This is a genomic window from Nonomuraea sp. SBT364, assembly GCF_001083785.1.
Classification (GTDB): Bacteria; Actinomycetota; Actinomycetes; order Streptosporangiales; family Streptosporangiaceae; genus Nonomuraea.
Genome location: NZ_LAVL01000119.1, coordinates 10,968 through 27,342, shown reverse-complemented (window position 1 = coordinate 27,342; position 16,375 = coordinate 10,968). Strand labels below are relative to the sequence as shown.

The window sequence follows — 16,375 nt, the reverse complement described above, 5'->3', positions numbered from 1 at the left end:
CCCCGTACGGGACCGACCCCTCGCAGGGCGAGCCGCCCCCCTACAGGTCGGGCGCTTCGCAGGCAGAGGAGGGCCCGTACGGGGCGGGTGTTTCGCAGGGGGAGGAGCCGGTGCCGGGGACGTCGCCGTCGAGTCCGTACGGGGGAGCGCCGGGGGCGGGGCCGGGTTATGGGGCGCCGGCCGGTGGGGCGGCCTATACGCCGCCTCCGGGCGGGGCGGGGCGGTATCCGCCCGACTGGCGCCCGCCGGGGCAGCCCGGTCTGGGGCTGGCGACGGCGTCGCTGGTGCTGGGGGTGGCGAGCCCGTTCCTGGTGTTCGTGTGCTTCATCGGCGTGCTGACCGCGATCCTGTCGATCGTGTTCGGCTGCGTGGCGCTCGCGAAGAAGGTGGGCAAGGGCCGGGCGATCGCCGGCATCGTGCTCAGCGTGCTGGCGCTGCTGCTGTTCGCGGGCGTGGCGATCTGGTTCTGGAACGTGGTGCAGGAATGCGCCCAGCTCCCGGGCGGCCTGGCCGACCGGTGCTTCGAGGCGCGCATCCCGTGGATGGGCAGCCCGAGCTAGGCCAGACGACGAAGGGGCGGGTCCTCACAGGAGGGCCCGCCCTTTGGCGTGCTAAAGCGGCAAATATCCGGACAAGTCGGCTCGCCCTCCGCTGGCCGCCACGGCCCCCTTGTCCATGGCCTCCCCCCAGGACACCCGCCCCACCGCCAGCTCGATCCACGTACGCGCGTCCATCTCCACCACGTTCGGCGGCGTCCCGCGCGTGTGCCGGGGCCCCTCGATGGCCTGTACGGCGGCGTACGGCGGCACGCGGACCTCGACGGTACGCCCGGGGGCGGCGCTCACCAGCCGGTCCAGCAGATGGCGTACGGCCCACCGCGCGGCGTCGCGCTCGGGCCGCAGGCCGCGGTCGTAGGCGGTGAGCACGGCGGTCACCAGGGCGTCGGCCAGCGCGCCGGCGGGCCCGTCGTAGGGCGGCTGGTCGAGGGCGACGAGCTGGGCGTCGAGCGCCTCGCGGAGCTTTCCGGGGTCGGGTTTGCGTGGTGGCACGGCACCATTGTCCTCCCTGGAAGCGTTCACCGCGCCGGAGGGCCTCGTTCACCTGCGGTTTCTCCGATGACCGTAATGTCCGGCTCGAACGATCGCGCACTACCTTGGAGGACCCTGTGGCGAATCTCTCGCCGCGCCGGCTGCTGCCGCTGCTTTCCACCCCGCACAAGGGTGGCCGATCCGCGATGACCTGCCAGTTCCGGTGCGGCAACGCGTGCGCGCATGACGTGGCCAACACGAGCGGCAACCCGTACTTCGGCGAGGTGGTCGAGCAGGCGCTGTCGCGTCGTGGCGCGCTGCGCGCCGGCGCGCTGGGCGTGCTGGTGGCCGGGACGGGCCTGGCCGGAGCGGCGCCGGCGTTCGCCGACCCGGGGAAGCCCGAGGCGGGGAAGTCCGAGGCGGCGGCCCGGCACAGGGGCGGGGACCTGGACTTCACGCCCGTCCCCCCGAACACCGACGACAAGCTGACCGTGCCCGAGGGGTACCGGTCCTCGGTGGTGGTGCGCTGGGGTGACCCGGTGCTGCCGGGCGCGCCCGCGTTCGACTTCGCCAACCAGACGGCCGAGGCGCAGGCCGAGCAGTTCGGCTACAACTGCGACTTCGTCACGCTGTTCCCGATGGGCCGTGACCGGGGTCTGCTCTGGGTGAACCACGAGTACACCGACGAGAGCCTGATGTTCCGCGGCTACACCGGAGGCGCGGCCGCCACCGAGGAGCAGATCAGGATCGCGCTGGCCGCGCACGGCGGTTCGGTGGTCGAGGTGGAGCGCGAGCACCGCAGCGGCGAGTGGAAGCTGGTGACCCGGGGCCGCCGCCGCTACAACCGGCGCGTCACCGCGACGACGCCGATGCGCTTCACCGGCCCGGCCGCCGGCAGCGACCTGCTGAAGACCGAGGCCGACCCGGCCGGCCTGAAGCCGCTGGGCATGCTGAACAACTGCGCGGGCGGCACCACCCCGTGGGACACGGTGCTGACGGCCGAGGAGAACTTCGACCAGTATTTCGTCAACGGCGACAAGGTCCCCGACGAGCAGAAGCCGTACATCCAGCGTTACACGATCACGACCGGCACGCCGTCCGGCAACCGCCGCTTCGACCGGGTCGAGGAGCGTTTCGACCTGGCCAAGCACCCGAACGAGGCCAACAGGTTCGGGTGGATCGTGGAGATCGACCCGTTCGACCCGGACTCGACGCCGGTCAAGCGGACCGCGCTGGGCCGGTTCAAGCACGAGGCGGCCACCACGACGCTGGCCCAGGACGGCCGCCTGGTGGTCTACATGGGCGACGACTCCCGGTTCGAGTACGTCTACAAGTTCGTCTCGAAGGAGCGTTACCGCCGCGGCAACGACCGCCACAACCGGAGCCTGCTGGACGAGGGCACCCTCTACGTGGCGCGGTTCACCGGCGACAGCCCGGCGGACGAGATCGACGGCTCCGGCAAGCTGCCCTCCGACGGCGCCTTCGACGGCTCCGGCGAGTGGATCCCGCTGGTCTCCGGCGACAGGTCGTACGTGGAGGGCATGACCGCGGCCGAGGTGCTGGTCTACACCCGGGTGGCCGCCGACAGGGTGACGGCCACGAAGATGGACCGCCCTGAGGACGTGGAGCGCAACCCGGTCACCGGCGCCGTCTACATCGCGCTGACCAACAACACCAACCGCACCCCGGCCCAGGCGGACGAGGCCAACCCGCGCTCGGCCAACAAGCACGGCCACGTGCTGGAACTGGTCGAGCGGCGTGGCGACGCGGGCCAGACGACGTTCGCCTGGTCGGTGCCGCTGGTCTGCGGCGACCCGAACGACGCCGCCACGTACTTCGCCGGGTTCGACAAGTCCAAGGTGTCGCCGATCTCCTGCCCGGACAACGTGGCCTTCGACCGCGACGGCAACCTGTGGATCTCCACGGACGGCAACCAGCTCGGCAGCCACGACGGCCTGTTCGTGATGCCGGTGCGCGGCCGGGACCGAGGCCATGTGCGGCAATTCCTGACGGTGCCGGTCGGCGCGGAGACCTGCGGCCCCATGATCACCGAGGACCAGCGCAGCGTGTTCGTCGCGGTGCAGCACCCGGGTGAGGTGGACGGCGCGAGCCCGGACAAGCCGGCCAGCCGCTGGCCCGACGGCGACCAGCCGCGCCCGTCGGTCGCGGTGGTGTGGCACGGCGGGAACAAGAAGATCGGCAGTTGACGTCAAGTTAACTTGAGGTCCTAGGCTGCCCTGCATGAGCATGGAGATGACGGCCTGGCACCAGGTGTATTCGCTGAACAACCGCCCGGAGCGTCGCCAGATATCGAAGGCGACGCTCCGTCGCGTGTGGGGGTTCGCCCGCCCGCACCGGCGCAAGATCACGTTGTTCCTGGTGCTGAGCGTGGTGATGGCGGCCCTGGCGGTGGCCCCGCCGGTGCTGGCGGGCCGCGTGCTGGACGCCATCAGCGCGGGCCGGCCGATGGACGTGGTGCTCGGGCTGGCGGGCCTGATCGCGGGCCTGGCGGTGGCCGAGGCCGGGCTCGGCCTGCTGACCCGCTGGCTGTCGTCCGGGCTGGGCGAGAACCTGATCCTGGACCTGCGCACGGCCGTCTTCGACCACGTGCAGAAGATGCCGATCGCGTTCTTCACCAGGACGCGCACCGGCGCGCTGGTCAGCCGGCTCAACAACGACGTGATCGGCGCGCAGCGGGCGTTCACCGACACCCTGTCCAGCGTGGCCGGGAACGTGGTGACGCTGGTGCTGGCGTTGACCGTGATGATCGGCATCTCCTGGCAGATCACGCTGCTGGCGTTGCTGCTGCTGCCGGTGTTCGTGCTGCCCGCCCGCCGGATGGGCGTGCGGATCGCCCGGCTGCGCCGCGAGGCCGCCGACCACAACGCGGCCATGGGCACCCAGATGACCGAGCGGTTCTCGGCGCCGGGCGCGACGCTGGTCAAGCTGTTCGGCAGGCCGCGCAGCGAGTCGGCCGAGTTCGCGGCGCGGGCCAGGCGGGTGCGCGACATCGGGGTGCGCACGGCCATGACGCAGTCGGTGTTCGTCACCGCGCTGACGCTGGTCTCCGCGCTGGCGCTGGCGCTGGTGTACGGGCTCGGCGGCTTCTACGCGCTGCGCGAGCAGCTGGGGCCGGGCTCGGTCGTGGCGCTGGCGCTGCTGATCACCCGTCTCTACGCGCCGCTGACCGCGCTGGCCAGCGCCCGGGTGGACGTGATGAGCGCCCTGGTCAGCTTCGAGCGCGTCTTCGAGGTGCTGGACCTGGAGCCGCTGATCAAGGACCGGCCCGGCGCCGGGGAGGTGCCCGCCGGTCCGATCGGGGTCGAGTTCGAGAACGTGCGCTTCGCCTACCCGTCGGCCGACAAGGTGTCGCTGGCCTCGCTGGAGGAGGTGGCCGCGCTCGACAGCCGAGGCGGCGTCGAGGTGCTGCACGGCGTCTCGTTCCGGGCCGAACCGGGCCAGATGGTCGCCCTGGTGGGCTCCTCGGGCGCGGGCAAGTCCACGATCGCCCAGCTCCTGCCCAGGCTGTACGACGTGGACGAGGGCGCGGTACGGCTCGGCGGCGTGGACGTGCGTGACCTGACGGCCGACTCCATCCGGGAGACGCTCGGCATGGTCACCCAGGACGGGCACCTGTTCCACGAGTCGATCCGGGCCAACCTGCTGCTCGCCCGCCCCGAGGCCGACGAGGCGGAGCTGTGGGACGCGCTGCGCCGGGCCAGGCTCGCCACGCTGATCGAGTCGCTGCCCGACGGCCTCGACACGGTGGTGGGCGAACGCGGCTACCGGCTGTCGGGCGGCGAGCGCCAGCGGCTGACGATCGCCCGGCTGCTGCTCGCCAGGCCCCGCGTGGTGATCCTGGACGAGGCCACGGCCGCGCTCGACTCCACCTCCGAGGCGGCGGTCCAGGAGGCGCTGGCGGAGGCGCTCGACGGCCGGACCGCCGTGGTCATCGCGCACCGGCTGTCCACGATCCGCGCCGCCGACGTCATCCTGGTGATCGAGGACGGCCGGGTGGCCGAGCGCGGCACCCACGCCGAACTGCTCGCCGCCGGCGGCCGCTACGAGGAGCTCTACCGCACTCAGTTCGCCGACCCGGCCATCGCCGTCGCCTGAGGCTTCCCGGTCGTACGCTCGCCGCGCAGCGTGCCGAGGGCGACCGGGATGCCCGCCAGCACCACGACGGCCGCGATCACCAGGGTGAACTGGTAGGCGTCGAGGAAGGCGGCCAGCGGCGGCCCGTCGCCCGCCGCCTGGCTGGAGGTCAGGATCGCCCCCAGCACGGTGATGCCGAACAGCCCGAACACCTCCCGAGACACGTTGAGCACCCCGGACGCCACCCCGGACCGGCCGGCCGGCATCCCGCTGAGCACGGCCGCGGTCAGGGGCACCAGCAGGCCGCCGCCCAGCCCGTACAGCACGAACCAGGGCAGCACGTCCAGGTAGCCGCCGTCGGCGCCGACCCCGGAGATCAGGTAGATCGCGCCCGCCATCAGCGCCAGGCCGAGCGCCACGGTCCGGCCGATGCCCAGCGCCGCGCCGATCCGCTGGGACAGCACCGCGACCACGCCCATGACCAGCGCCATCGGCACGAACGCGGCCCCGGCCTCGGTGGGGCTGAAGCCGAGCACGTTCTGCAGCCAGAGCGCGCTGAAGAAGTAGATGCCGAACACGCCGAACGACCAGATGCCGCTGGTGATCACGCCGCCGGTGAACCGCCGGGCCCGGAAGAGCGACAGGTCGATCATCGGCTCCGCCGCCCGCGCCTCGGCCAGCAAGAAGGCCACCGCCGACGCGGCCGTGACGCCGAACGCGGCGAGGATCTCCGGGGACGTCCAGCCGGCCGCCTCACCCTCGATGAGCGCATATGTCAGGGCGAACAGTGCGAGCGCCGACGTGGCCAGTCCCGGCAGGTCGAGGCTGTGCCGGACCCGGGTGAACGCCGGTCGCACCGCCGCCAGCGCCAGCCCCAGCGTGGCGACGCCGATCGGCACGTTGATCAGGTAGATCCAGCCCCAGTGCCAGTTCTCGCTGATGAAGCCGCCGGTCACCGGGCCGAGGGCCATGGACAGCGCCCCCGCGGCACTCCAGATGCCCACGGCCCTGCCCCGCTCGGTCTCGTCGGGGAAGATCTGCGTGATCAGCGACAGCGCGGTCGGGGTCAGCAGGGCCGCCCCGACGCCCTGCACGGCGCGGGCGGCGATCAGCGTCGCGCCGTCCGTGGCCATTCCGGCGGCCAGCGAGGCCAGCGTGAAGACGCCCAGCCCGATGACGAACACCCGCCGCGCCCCGAACACGTCAGCCAGCCTGCCCCCGACCAGCATCAACCCGGCGAACACCAGGATGTAGCCGCTGACGATCCACTCCAGCCCGGAGATCGTCAGCCCGAGTTCCCGCTGGATCGTCGGCAGGGCGACATTGCCCACGTTGTTGTCCAGATACGTCATGAAGGTGCCGAGCGTCACCGCGCCCAGCGCCCACCACTTGCGCTCCACAGTTCCTCCTGTACGGCGTACTTGTACGTCGTATAGGGAAACTCGTACGTCGTATAGTTGTCAACCGTGATGGGAAAACTGACCGCGGACGCGATCGTCGACCGGGCCCTCCGGGTCGGCGACGCCGAAGGGCTCGACGCCGTGACCATCAGGCGCCTGGCGGCCGACCTCGGCGTCACGCCGATGGCCCTCTACTGGCACTTCAAGAACAAGGACCAGCTCCTGGCCGGCATGGCCGACCACCTCATCGCCGGCTTCGCCCCGGGGGAGCCGGGGGACCGCTCGTGGCGCGAACGGCTGCGCGAGGTCATGACCGGCCTGATCCGGGTGCTGCGCGCCCACCCGTGCGCCAAGAGCGTGCTGGAGCAGGTCGACCAGATGACGGTGCCGAACTTCCTGGCGGTCTGGGACGAGGCGCTCGGCCTGGCCAGATCGGCAGGGTTCACCGTGGAGGAGAGCTGCCTGATCACCAAGTACCTGCTCCAGAGCGCCATCTCCATCGCCGACGCGCCGGTGCACTTCACCGCGTGCGACAGCCCTGAGGTGGTCGCCGAGTTCGTCCGGGTCAAGCGCCTCGGCCTGGAGTCCCTGCCCGCCGCGACGTACCCGAACCTGGTGGAGATGGCCGGGCCGATGATCGAGGTTTCCCCCGGCCTGTATGACACCTTCGGCGTCGACCTCGTCCTCGCGGGGATAGAAGCCCTGGCCGACCGGCGCTAGGGTCCTGGCCATGACCTTCGAGCTGGTATGCGAGATCGAGCCGCCGACCACACCCGATCTCAAGCGCGTCCGGCACCAGATCGGCACGCTCAGCACGATCGCGCACTCGTTCCTGATCCCCGACAACCACATCGGCCGCGCCACCGTCTCCAGCGTGGCCGTGGCGCACGAGGTCGAGGCGATGGGCGGGCGGAGCATCGCCTGCCTCAACTCGCGCGACCGCAACCTGCTCGGCTTCCGCCGCGACCTGCTCACGGCGGCCGCCTACGGGGTGGACCAGTTCCTGTTCGTCTATGGTGACAAGCCGACCAGCGGCAATCGCACCAGCGACCTGACCGTGCGCTCGATGATCGACGAGGCCCGCGCGTTCTCGCCGGACCTCCGCGTCGGCGCTGCCGCCGGGCTGCGGCCGCTCCCGGGCTGGAAACGGGCCGCCGACTTCCTGTTCCTCCAGGCCGGCTTCTCCATGGAGGCGCTGCTGCGCTGGCGCGAGGCCAACCCGGTCGACGTCCCGGTCTACGCCGGCGTGCTGGTCCTGGCCAGCGCCAACCACGCGCGTACCCTGGCCGCCGCCATCCCCGACATCGCGATCCCGGACGACCTGGTCACCCGCCTGACCGCCGACCGCATGGCCGGCGTCGACGCGGCCTGCGCCCAGGTCCTGGCCGTCCGCGACTCCGGCGCCTTCGCCGGTGTCCACCTGATCCCGGTCAGCCGCTACCGCGACGTCGAGTCCCGCCTGTCCGCCACGCTCAGGTGACCTTGCGGGAGCGCGCCAGGGCGGCGAGGAGGGCGCCGGCGAGAGCGACGGCGAACAGGACCGCGTACGTGCGCTGGAAGCCGTGCATGAGCTGGTCCACCGCGACCGGCGACAACGTGGACAGGGTGCCCGCGTAGACCTGGGCCCGCACCTCGGGCCCCACGGCGCTGCCCAGGACGCTGAGCGACAGGCCGATGCTGAGCACCACGCCCACGTTCATCACCATGAGCCGGAAGCCGTTCACCACGCCGAGGCTGCCGCTGGGCAGGGCGGCCATGACCTGGGTGGTGTTGCCGGTCAGGAAGGTGCCGCTGCCGCACCCGGCCACGAACAGGCCGATCCCGATGATCCAGTACGGCGTGCCGGGGTCGGCCGTGAGCAGCAGGACGCCGAGGCCGACGGCGCTCATCAGCGCGCCGCCGATCGACAGCGCGTACGAGGAGACGCGGCGGCCCAGCGCGCCCACGATGGGCGAGGCCAAGGCCATGCCCACGGGCACCGGCAGCACGCTGAGCCCGGCCGTGAAGGCGTCCACCCCCCGGGCGGCCTGGAAGTAGAGCGCCACCACGAGGATCAGCGCCGCCCGCGCGATCGCGTTGCAGAACGAGGCCAGGTTGGCGCACGCCAGCATCCGCCCGCCGAACAGCCGCACGTCCAGCACCGGGTGCGAGGCCCGCCGCTCCACCAGCACGATCACCGGCACCAGCACCACGAACAGTCCCGCGCCGGTCAGCACGATCGGGCTGGTCAGCCCGCTGGAACCGGCTTCGGAGAGCGCGAGCAGGATGGCCGAGAGCGCGGCGAACACCAGCGCGTTGCCCAGCACGTCCACCGGCTGTTTGGGCCCGCGCGGCATCTTGCGCAGCGTGATCGCGCCCCACACGATCGCGATCACCCCTGCCGGCACGTTCACCCAGAAGATCCACTGCCATCCGGCGGTGGAGGCGATCAGCCCGCCCAGCGTGGGCCCGGCGAGCTGGGCCACCGACAGCGTGCCGATGTAGACGCCCATGCCCTGGCTGAGCCGCTCGGGCGGGAACGCGTCGGTGATGATCACGGTCCCGTTCGCCAGGATCATCGCCGCCCCGATGGCCTGCAGCACCCGCATCGCGACCAGGAACCACACGTCCGGCGACAGCCCGGCGAGCAGCGACGCCGCCGTGAACAGCGCGAACCCGGTCAGATAGACCTCCCGCCTGCCCAGCAGGTCCGCCACCCGCCCGAAGAACACCAAGCTCGCGGTGTTGACCAGCAGGAACGCCAGCAGGATCCACCCGGACTGGAACGGCGTCGCCTGGAAGTGCCGGACGACCGTGGGCAGCGCCACGTTGAGCGTGCTGCCCGCGATGCCGATGAGGACGAGACCCAGACTGGTGACCGAGCAGACACGCCACGCGTAGCGCATGCGGGCATGTTGATCGGGGGAGATCGCGACCATGCCTTCAACTATGACGTACGACGTACGTCCACTTCGCGGCGGGGTGAGGGAAATTCTAGAAAACAGTTCAGCGGGCTCGCCTGCGGAGCGCCTCCATGTCGTGGACGACCACCCGCCGCCGGCCGGTCTCGATCAGCCCGCGGTCGCGCAGCGTGCGCAGCGCCTTGCTCACGGCCTCGCGTGAGGCCCCCGTCCAGCCGGCCAGCTCGTCCTGTGAGAGCGGCAACGCCACGCGCACCCCGCCCGCGGTCTTCTCGCCGTAGCGCTCGGCCAGCTCGACCAGCCGCGTCGCCACCCGTCCCGTGGTGTCGAACGCGCCGTACTCGATCCGCTTGCGGTCGGAGTCGCGCAGCCGCTCGGTGACCAGTTGCAGGAGCAGGACGGCGATCCGCCCGTGGTCCTGCAGGAAGCCGGTGAAGTCGCGGATGACCACCCCGGCGATCGGCTCCAGCGCGGTCACCGTGGCCGAGCGCGGCGAGCCGTCGATGGCCGACATCTCGCCCAGCAGCCCGCCGGGGCCGCGCACCGCCAGCACCACCTCGGTTCCGCTGCTGGTGTGGGACGACACCTTGACCCGGCCCGCCGTCAGGACGAGCACCCAGTCGGAGGTGTCGCCCTCGGTCATCACCGTCGTCCCCCGCTCCCACCGGCGCGGCCGGCCCGAGGCGAGCACGACCTCGATCTCTTCGGGGGTGAGCGTGGAGAGGAACTCGCCGGGCTCTGGCTTCATGCGCCGATTATGTCCGTACGGAGCCGCGGCGTTCTATGTCATTTCTGTGAGAACGTACGCCTCGACGGGCTCTTCCTTGCCCTTGAGGTTCAGCCGTCCGAGCGGGGCGACGCCGGCACCCGCGCCGAGCTGCTTGAGCGTGGTCGCGCCGATCACCACGGTGCCCGGCTCGGCCAGCGACTGCAGTCGGGCGGCCACGTTCACGCAGTCGCCCATGGCGTTGAAGCCGCGCAGCTCGGGACTGCCGATGTTGCCCACGAGGGCGGACCCGGTGTTGACCCCGACGCGGAACGTCGGCCACTCCACGGCCGCCCCCGCCACCTCCCGCGACACCTCGGCGGCGGCCCGCTGCATGGCCAGCGCCGCCCGGCAGGCCGCCCGGGCGTGATCGGCCTGCGTCGCCGGGGCGTTGAACAGGGCCAGCAGCGCGTCGCCGACGAACTGCACGATCGTGCCGCCGTTGTCGAGGATGCACGGCACCGCGGCCGTGTGGTAGCGGTTCAGCATCTCCACGATCTCGCCCGGCGTGACCTGCTCGGAGAACGTGGTGAACCCCTTCAGGTCGGCGAACAGCGCGGTCAGCTCCTGGAGCCGGCCGCCGAGCGCCGCCTGCCCGGGGTCGGCGAGCAGGGCGTTGGCCACGTCCGGCGACATGTACTGGCGGAAGAGCGTGTCGAGCTCCCGGTAGAGGCGGGCGTTCTCCAGTGAGATCGACAGCTGACCGGCCAGCGTGGCGGCCAGCGCCTCGTCGTGCGTGCTGCGCCCCGCGGGCACCTCCAGCACACCGGCCAGCCGGTTCTTGACCGTCAGGGGGTAGGCGACCAGCTCGTCCCGCCGGATCGGCGCGTTCGTGGCGAAGTGATACTCGCGCGACCCGATCCGCGTGCGGCCCTCGGAGACCAGCCCGATGCGCACGTCCCCGTACGCCTGCCGGACCCGGTCCAGAGCAGTGGCCAGGAGCTCGGTCTCGGGCAGGCCGACGCGCGTCTTGGCGCTCACGTCGACCAGCGCGGCCAGCCGCTCCGACAGCGCCCGCTCGTCGGCCAGCGCCCGGCCGGCCCGGTCGAGCACCGCGGCCTGGCCCTCGTTCAGCTGGAACTTGCCCGACAGCCGGGTCGCGGCCAGCGGCTCACCCCGCCGCACGTGCTCGACCAGCTCCTCCAGCGCCCGGTCGTAGTCCTGCTGGATGCGCCGCACGGTCGCCGACAGCGTCACCGAGTCGAACAGCCCCGCGCCCGACCCCTCCCGCCTGAACTGCAGGTAGGCGCTGTAGGCGACGAAGCCGAACGCGAACGTCAGCAGGACGTGCCACTCCCACCACGTCAGATGCCAGTTGAGCTGCGACATCCCGGCGACCATCGACTCGGCCAGCAGCGCGTAGGCGGTGATGAGGCTGATCAGCATGGCCGACGGCCGCCGCCGGTGCAGCAGGAACATCATCACCCCGGCCGCCGAGAACAGCGCCAGCCCCGGCAGCGACCCCCACGCCACCCAGTTGACCGGCGAGGCCGACGGCGGCCGGCTCAGCGGAGTCCACCCCGGCACCAGCGACGCCAGCCCCCACAGGATCATGAACCCGAACAGCGCCCCGCGCACCGCGTGCTGCGCCCGCAGCACCGCCCGCGCCGCCCCCTCGCCCAGCGGGAACGCCGAGCCGAACGCGAACCCCGAGGCCACCGTGAGCCCCACCATCTGCCCCAGGTCGAACCCGAGCGAGCCCTTGGGCAGGATGACCTGCGGCGTGGCCAGTCCGTGCATGAAGAAGAACCCGGCGCTGCTGATGAACACCATCGACACAAGGAACAGCCGGGCGTCCCGCCGCCGCCGCGACGCCTCGCTGATGAGCGTGCCGAGCACCACGTTGAGCCCGGCCACGGCGACGATCATCCAGAAATGGCTGGGATTGTGATGCCACTCGATGTTCAGATCCGGCTCGGCGAGCAGCAGCCAGAGCCCGAGCATGGGCAGCGCCAGATGGAGGACCCAGACGACCCCGCGCACCGGTTGCGTGGCGGGCGGCAGGTAGGGGGCTGACACGTCCTTGATTATCCACGGACGGCGTGTCCGGCCAATGCGTCGTTTTACCGCTTCCACAATTCTTGACGCGTCAAGTGACGTCAGCTCCCACTGTCACCCTCTGTTTCGTGATGAATGCGTTATGTCACATCCGTCATCCGTTGGAACGGTTGAAACGTGAATCTCATGTTCACCATGAGCATCAGCTGTTTTCGGAAGGGAAAGCCGTGGCTATCAAGGTTCGAGGTGGGCGTTCGCTCGCCCTCGTGTCCGCCGGAGCGCTCGCCGCCTCGCTCCTCACCGTCGGTGGTGTCGCCACCGCCTCCTCGGCAGCCGGTGAGGTGGTCGCCTGCGTGCACAAGAAGTCCCGCTACGCGCGCATCGTCAACCCGACGGCCAAGTGCCGCACGACCGAGATCCGCGTGATCATCGGTGGCGGCGAGACGCAGCCGGCCCTCTCCTCGGGCACCCGCGGCAGCACCGGCCCCCGCGGCCCGCAAGGCCCCCAAGGCCCCAAGGGCGACACCGGCGCCCCCGGCCCCCAGGGCATACGAGGCAAGCAGGGCCTCCCCGGCAAGGACGGCCAGCAGGGCCTCCCCGGCAAGGACGGGCAGCAGGGCCTCCCCGGCAAGGACGGGCAGGACGGCAAGCAGGGGGTCCCGGGCAAGGACGGGCAGCCGGGCAAGGACGGCCGGCAGGGCGCGAAGGGTGACACCGGTTCCCGTGGTCCGCAGGGCCCCAAGGGCGACAAGGGCGAGCCCGGCGGCGCCGCCAACCTCTCGACCTACGTGGAGACCGCCTCCATCAAGAACGGCTCCGGCACGGCGTCCTGCAAGACCGGCGACCTGGCCACCGGCGGCGGCTTCAGCGTCGAATGGCGGTACCAGGTGACCAGCAGCATGCCCACCGGCGACAACAGCTGGACGGTCAAGGCGAGCAGGGGCTTCGACAACGACTCGGCCGGCAGCGACGCGCCCGGCAACAAGAGCACGCAGCCCGAGATCGCGTCCCAGGGCGGCAACCACGGCTCCGCGGGCACGGTCCACGTCGTCTGCCTGAAGAGGTCCTAGCGACCACAAAGGGCCGGTACGGCATCCCGTACCGGCCCTTTGACGAGCGGATCAGCCGAAGACGGCGGGCAGCGCGCCCGAGTGGGTGTCGCGCAGCTCGGAGACGGGCACCTCCAGCACGTCCTGCACCACCAGCGACTCCCCGCCGGTCACGCCCAGCCCGTAGCACGGCACCTCGTGCTCGGCGCAGAGCGCGGCGAACTCGTCGAACGCCTCCGGCCGCACCACGACGAGCGCCCGGCCGGCGGACTCGCTGAACAGGTCGGTGAACGGCTCGCCGCTCAGCGCCACGGTGGCGCCGATACCGCGCGCCAGGCAGGACTCGGCCAGCGCGATGGCCAGCCCGCCGTCGGACAGGTCGTGGGAGCCCTCCAGCAGCCCGCGCGCGGCCGCCTCGACCAGCACGGCGCCCAGCGCCCGCTCGGCCTCCAGGTCGGCCTCCGGCGGCAGCCCGCCGAGGTGGCCGTGGGCGACGTGCGCCCACTCCGACCCGCCGAACTCGGCGGCCGTGTCGCCCAGCAGCGCCACCCGCAGCCCTTCGGCCACGAACCCGGTCGGCACCCGCTTGGCCACGTCGTCGATCACGCCGAGCACGCCCACGACCGGCGTGGGGTGGATGGCGGTCGAGCCGGTCTGGTTGTAGAAGGACACGTTGCCGCCGGTCACCGGCACGCCGAGGGTGCGGCAGGCGTCGGCCAGGCCGCGTACGGCCTCGGCGAACTGCCACATGACCTCGGGGTCCTCCGGGGAGCCGAAGTTGAGGCAGTTGGTGACGGCCAGCGGCTTGGCCCCGGTCACGGCCACGTTGCGGTAGGCCTCGGCGAGCGCGAGCTGCGCCCCGGCGTACGGGTCGAGCTTGGCGTAGCGGCCGTTGCCGTCGGTGGACAGCGCGATGCCCCGGGTGGTCGGCTCGGCCCCGGCGATGGCCTCGGAGATGCGCAGCATCCCGGCGTCGGCCGGCTGGGCGAGCACGGTGTTGGAACGCACGTAGCGGTCGTACTGGTCGGTCACCCACGCCTTGGACGCCAGGTTGGGCGAGCCGAGGAGCTGGAGCAGCGTGGCCCGCAGGTCGGCGGGGCGCGCCAGCGTGTCGGGGGTGTCGGCGTTGAGCGCGGCCTGACCGGCGGGCTCGTGGAAGGGCCGCTCGTAGACGGGGCCCTCGTCGGCGGCGGTGCCCGGCGGGATGTCCACGATGGTCTCGCCGTGCCAGGTCATGACCAGGCGGCCGGTGTCGGTGACCTCGCCGATGACGGTGGCGGGGACGTCCCACTTCTCGCAGATCGCCATGAACGCCGGGATGTCGGAGGGCCGGACGACGGCCATCATCCGCTCCTGCGACTCGCTCATCAGGATCTCCTCGGGCCGGAGCGAGGGATCGCGGAGCGGGACCAGGTTGAGGTCGACGGCCATGCCGCCGGTGCCCTTGGCGGCCAGCTCGGTGGTCGCGCAGGACACGCCGGCCGCGCCGAGGTCCTGGATGCCGACGACCACGTCGGCCGCGTAGAGCTCCAGGCAGCACTCGATGAGCAGCTTCTCCATGAACGGATCGCCGACCTGCACCGCGGGGCGCTTGGCCTGCGACTCGTCCTCGAACGTGGCCGAGGCCAGCACGGAGGCGCCGCCGATGCCGTCGGGGCCGGTCGAGGCGCCGAACAGCACGACCTTGTTGCCGGGCCCGGGGGCGGTGGCGAGCTTGATCTGGTCCTTGCGCAGCAGGCCCACGCACAGGGCGTTGACCAGCGGGTTGCCGATGTAGCACTCGTCGAAGGCGACCTCGCCGCCGATGTTGGGCAGGCCCAGGCAGTTGCCGTAGTGGCTGATGCCCTCGACCACGCCGGGCAGCACCCGCCGGGTGTCGTCCTGGTGCGCGCCGCCGAACCGCAGCGCGTCCATGACCGCGATCGGGCGGGCGCCCATCGACATGATGTCGCGCACGATCCCGCCGACGCCGGTGGCGGCGCCCTGGTGCGGCTCGACGTACGACGGGTGGTTGTGCGACTCGATCTTGAAGGTCGCGGCCCAGCCGTCGCCGATGTCGACCACGCCGGCGTTCTCGCCCATGCCGACGAGCAGCGCGTCGGAGTGCGGGGCCTTGGTGGCGAACTGCCTGAGGTGCACCTTGGACGACTTGTACGAGCAGTGCTCGGACCACATGACGCTGTAGATGGCCAGCTCGGAGCCGGTGGGCCGGCGGCCCAGGATCTCCTTGACCCGGTCGTACTCGTCCTGCTTCATCCCGAGCTCGGCGAAGGGCATCGGCTCGTCGGGCGTGCTCTCCGCTCGCTTGACGGAGTCGGTGGTCATGCGTTCACCAGCTTCTTGAGGATGGAGGTGAAGAAGCCGAGGCCGTCGGTGCTCGGCGCGCCGACCAGCTCCTCGACCGCGTGCTCGGGATGCGGCATGAGGCCGACGACGTTGCCCGCCTCGTTGCGGATGCCCGCGATGTCGTTCATCGCCCCGTTGGGGTTGCCGCCGACGTAGCGGACGACGACCTGGCCGCCCGCCTCCAGGGCCGCCAGCGTCTCGGCCGAGGCCACGTAGCGGCCCTCGCCGTGCTTGACCGGCAGCGTGATCTCCTGGCCCTCGGCGAACGCGTTGGTCCACGCCGTGGCGGTGGACTCGATCCGCACCCGCTGGTCACGGCAGACGTAGTGCAGGGAGGCGTTGCGGGTCAGCGCGCCGGGCAGCAGATGCGCCTCGCACAGGATCTGGAACCCGTTGCAGGTGCCCAGCACCGGAAGGCCGGCGCGGGCGGCCGGGATGAGCTCCTCCATCAGCGGCGCGAATCGCGAGATGGCTCCGCACCGCAGGTAGTCGCCGTAGGAGAAGCCGCCGGGCAGGAAGACCGCGTCGACCCCCTTCAGGTCGTGGTCGCCGTGCCACAGCGGCACCGCCTCGGCGCCGACGAGGCGTACGGCCCTGGCGGCGTCCTGGTCGTCGAGTGTGCCGGGAAACGTGACTACGCCCACACGGGCAGCGCTCATGACTGTCGTCCCCTCCGAGGAAATGAGCACACGCCACCGTCTCTTCGGGGCGGACGGCGGGCGGCGCTCCCTAGGGTAGCCGGTGCTTTCGTGTGTTCCTCGTCACGCCCCGCACCAGTGGAAACCCGGGAGGC

13 protein-coding genes are annotated in these 16,375 nt (G+C 71.7%); 6 read left to right on the top strand and 7 right to left on the bottom strand.

The window, feature by feature from the left end; genetic code table 11:
• A partial coding sequence (locus tag ADY59_RS50540; RefSeq protein WP_231619038.1) for a DUF4190 domain-containing protein occupies nucleotides 1–560 on the top strand: 560 nt, incomplete at its 5' end.
• A 51-nt stretch (nucleotides 561–611) separates the two neighbouring features.
• Here the strand turns inward: ADY59_RS50540 and ADY59_RS34790 are convergent.
• A complete protein-coding gene (locus ADY59_RS34790) occupies nucleotides 612–1,049 on the bottom strand; it encodes a sterol carrier family protein (protein WP_049571511.1) in 438 nt (145 codons plus the stop codon).
• A 116-nt stretch (nucleotides 1,050–1,165) separates the two neighbouring features.
• Between ADY59_RS34790 and ADY59_RS34785 the strand changes: the two genes are divergently transcribed.
• Together ADY59_RS34785 and ADY59_RS34780 are read left to right on the top strand one after the other, a co-directional pair.
• The gene (locus ADY59_RS34785; RefSeq protein WP_197094000.1) at nucleotides 1,166–3,235 is read left to right on the top strand and encodes a PhoX family protein; all 2,070 of its coding nucleotides are present in this window, start codon (nucleotides 1,166–1,168) and stop codon (nucleotides 3,233–3,235) included.
• Between the two features lie 34 nt (nucleotides 3,236–3,269).
• Entirely contained in the window at nucleotides 3,270–5,144 is a 1,875-nt protein-coding gene (locus ADY59_RS34780) for an ABC transporter ATP-binding protein (RefSeq protein ID WP_049571508.1), read from the top strand.
• Here ADY59_RS34780 and ADY59_RS34775 read toward each other — a convergent pair.
• Nucleotides 5,111–6,523 carry a DHA2 family efflux MFS transporter permease subunit gene (locus ADY59_RS34775; RefSeq protein WP_082310633.1) on the bottom strand — a complete coding sequence of 471 codons (1,413 nt, stop codon included), beginning with the start codon at nucleotides 6,521–6,523 and terminating at the stop codon, nucleotides 5,111–5,113. The genes ADY59_RS34780 and ADY59_RS34775 overlap by 34 nt on opposite strands.
• 69 nt (nucleotides 6,524–6,592) lie before the next feature.
• On the opposite strand from ADY59_RS34775, the gene ADY59_RS34770 reads away from it, so the two are divergent.
• Both ADY59_RS34770 and ADY59_RS34765 read left to right on the top strand, forming a co-directional pair.
• The gene (locus ADY59_RS34770; protein WP_049571504.1) at nucleotides 6,593–7,243 is read left to right on the top strand and encodes a TetR/AcrR family transcriptional regulator; all 651 of its coding nucleotides are present in this window, start codon (nucleotides 6,593–6,595) and stop codon (nucleotides 7,241–7,243) included.
• Between the two features lie 10 nt (nucleotides 7,244–7,253).
• Nucleotides 7,254–8,003 (top strand): methylenetetrahydrofolate reductase, encoded by a 750-nt coding sequence (locus ADY59_RS34765; RefSeq protein WP_049571501.1) that lies wholly within the window; start codon nucleotides 7,254–7,256, stop codon nucleotides 8,001–8,003.
• Here the strand turns inward: ADY59_RS34765 and ADY59_RS34760 are convergent.
• From ADY59_RS34760 to ADY59_RS34750, 3 genes are all read right to left on the bottom strand, one after another.
• Nucleotides 7,996–9,441 carry an MFS transporter gene (locus tag ADY59_RS34760; protein WP_049571498.1) on the bottom strand — a complete coding sequence of 482 codons (1,446 nt, stop codon included), beginning with the start codon at nucleotides 9,439–9,441 and terminating at the stop codon, nucleotides 7,996–7,998. The two genes, ADY59_RS34765 and ADY59_RS34760, sit on opposite strands and share 8 nt — an antisense overlap.
• 67 nt (nucleotides 9,442–9,508) lie before the next feature.
• Entirely contained in the window at nucleotides 9,509–10,171 is a 663-nt protein-coding gene (locus ADY59_RS34755; RefSeq protein ID WP_049571496.1) for a Crp/Fnr family transcriptional regulator, read from the bottom strand.
• A 33-nt stretch (nucleotides 10,172–10,204) separates the two neighbouring features.
• Nucleotides 10,205–12,208, bottom strand: a complete 2,004-nt coding sequence (locus ADY59_RS34750; RefSeq protein ID WP_231619037.1) for an adenylate/guanylate cyclase domain-containing protein — start codon at nucleotides 12,206–12,208, stop codon at nucleotides 10,205–10,207.
• 206 nt (nucleotides 12,209–12,414) lie between these two features.
• Here ADY59_RS34750 and ADY59_RS47755 point away from each other — a divergent pair, with 206 nt between their 5' ends.
• Nucleotides 12,415–13,257, top strand: a complete 843-nt coding sequence (locus tag ADY59_RS47755) for a collagen-like protein (protein WP_231619036.1) — start codon at nucleotides 12,415–12,417, stop codon at nucleotides 13,255–13,257.
• Between the two features lie 51 nt (nucleotides 13,258–13,308).
• Here ADY59_RS47755 and purL read toward each other — a convergent pair whose 3' ends face one another.
• The gene (gene purL, locus ADY59_RS34740; RefSeq protein ID WP_049571493.1) at nucleotides 13,309–15,561 is read right to left on the bottom strand and encodes a phosphoribosylformylglycinamidine synthase subunit PurL; all 2,253 of its coding nucleotides are present in this window, start codon (nucleotides 15,559–15,561) and stop codon (nucleotides 13,309–13,311) included.
• The gene (purQ, locus tag ADY59_RS34735; RefSeq protein WP_049571490.1) at nucleotides 15,558–16,241 is read right to left on the bottom strand and encodes a phosphoribosylformylglycinamidine synthase subunit PurQ; all 684 of its coding nucleotides are present in this window, start codon (nucleotides 16,239–16,241) and stop codon (nucleotides 15,558–15,560) included. Before purQ ends, purL begins: the two co-directional genes overlap by 4 nt.
• Between the last annotated feature and the right edge of the window lie 134 nt (nucleotides 16,242–16,375).

What these genes read in the sequence shown, in the direction of transcription:
- ADY59_RS34780 (WP_049571508.1), top strand. Translation starts at nt 3,270, where the DNA reads ATGAGCATGGAGATGACGGCCTGGCACCAGGTGTATTCGCTGAACAAC.
- ADY59_RS34770 (WP_049571504.1), top strand. Translation starts at nt 6,593, where the DNA reads ATGGGAAAACTGACCGCGGACGCGATCGTCGACCGGGCCCTCCGGGTC.
- ADY59_RS34765 (WP_049571501.1), top strand. Translation starts at nt 7,254, where the DNA reads ATGACCTTCGAGCTGGTATGCGAGATCGAGCCGCCGACCACACCCGAT.
- ADY59_RS34760 (WP_049571498.1), bottom strand. Translation starts at nt 9,441, where the DNA reads ATGGTCGCGATCTCCCCCGATCAACATGCCCGCATGCGCTACGCGTGG.
- ADY59_RS34755 (WP_049571496.1), bottom strand. Translation starts at nt 10,171, where the DNA reads ATGAAGCCAGAGCCCGGCGAGTTCCTCTCCACGCTCACCCCCGAAGAG.
- purL (WP_049571493.1), bottom strand. Translation starts at nt 15,561, where the DNA reads ATGACCACCGACTCCGTCAAGCGAGCGGAGAGCACGCCCGACGAGCCG.
- purQ (WP_049571490.1), bottom strand. Translation starts at nt 16,241, where the DNA reads ATGAGCGCTGCCCGTGTGGGCGTAGTCACGTTTCCCGGCACACTCGAC.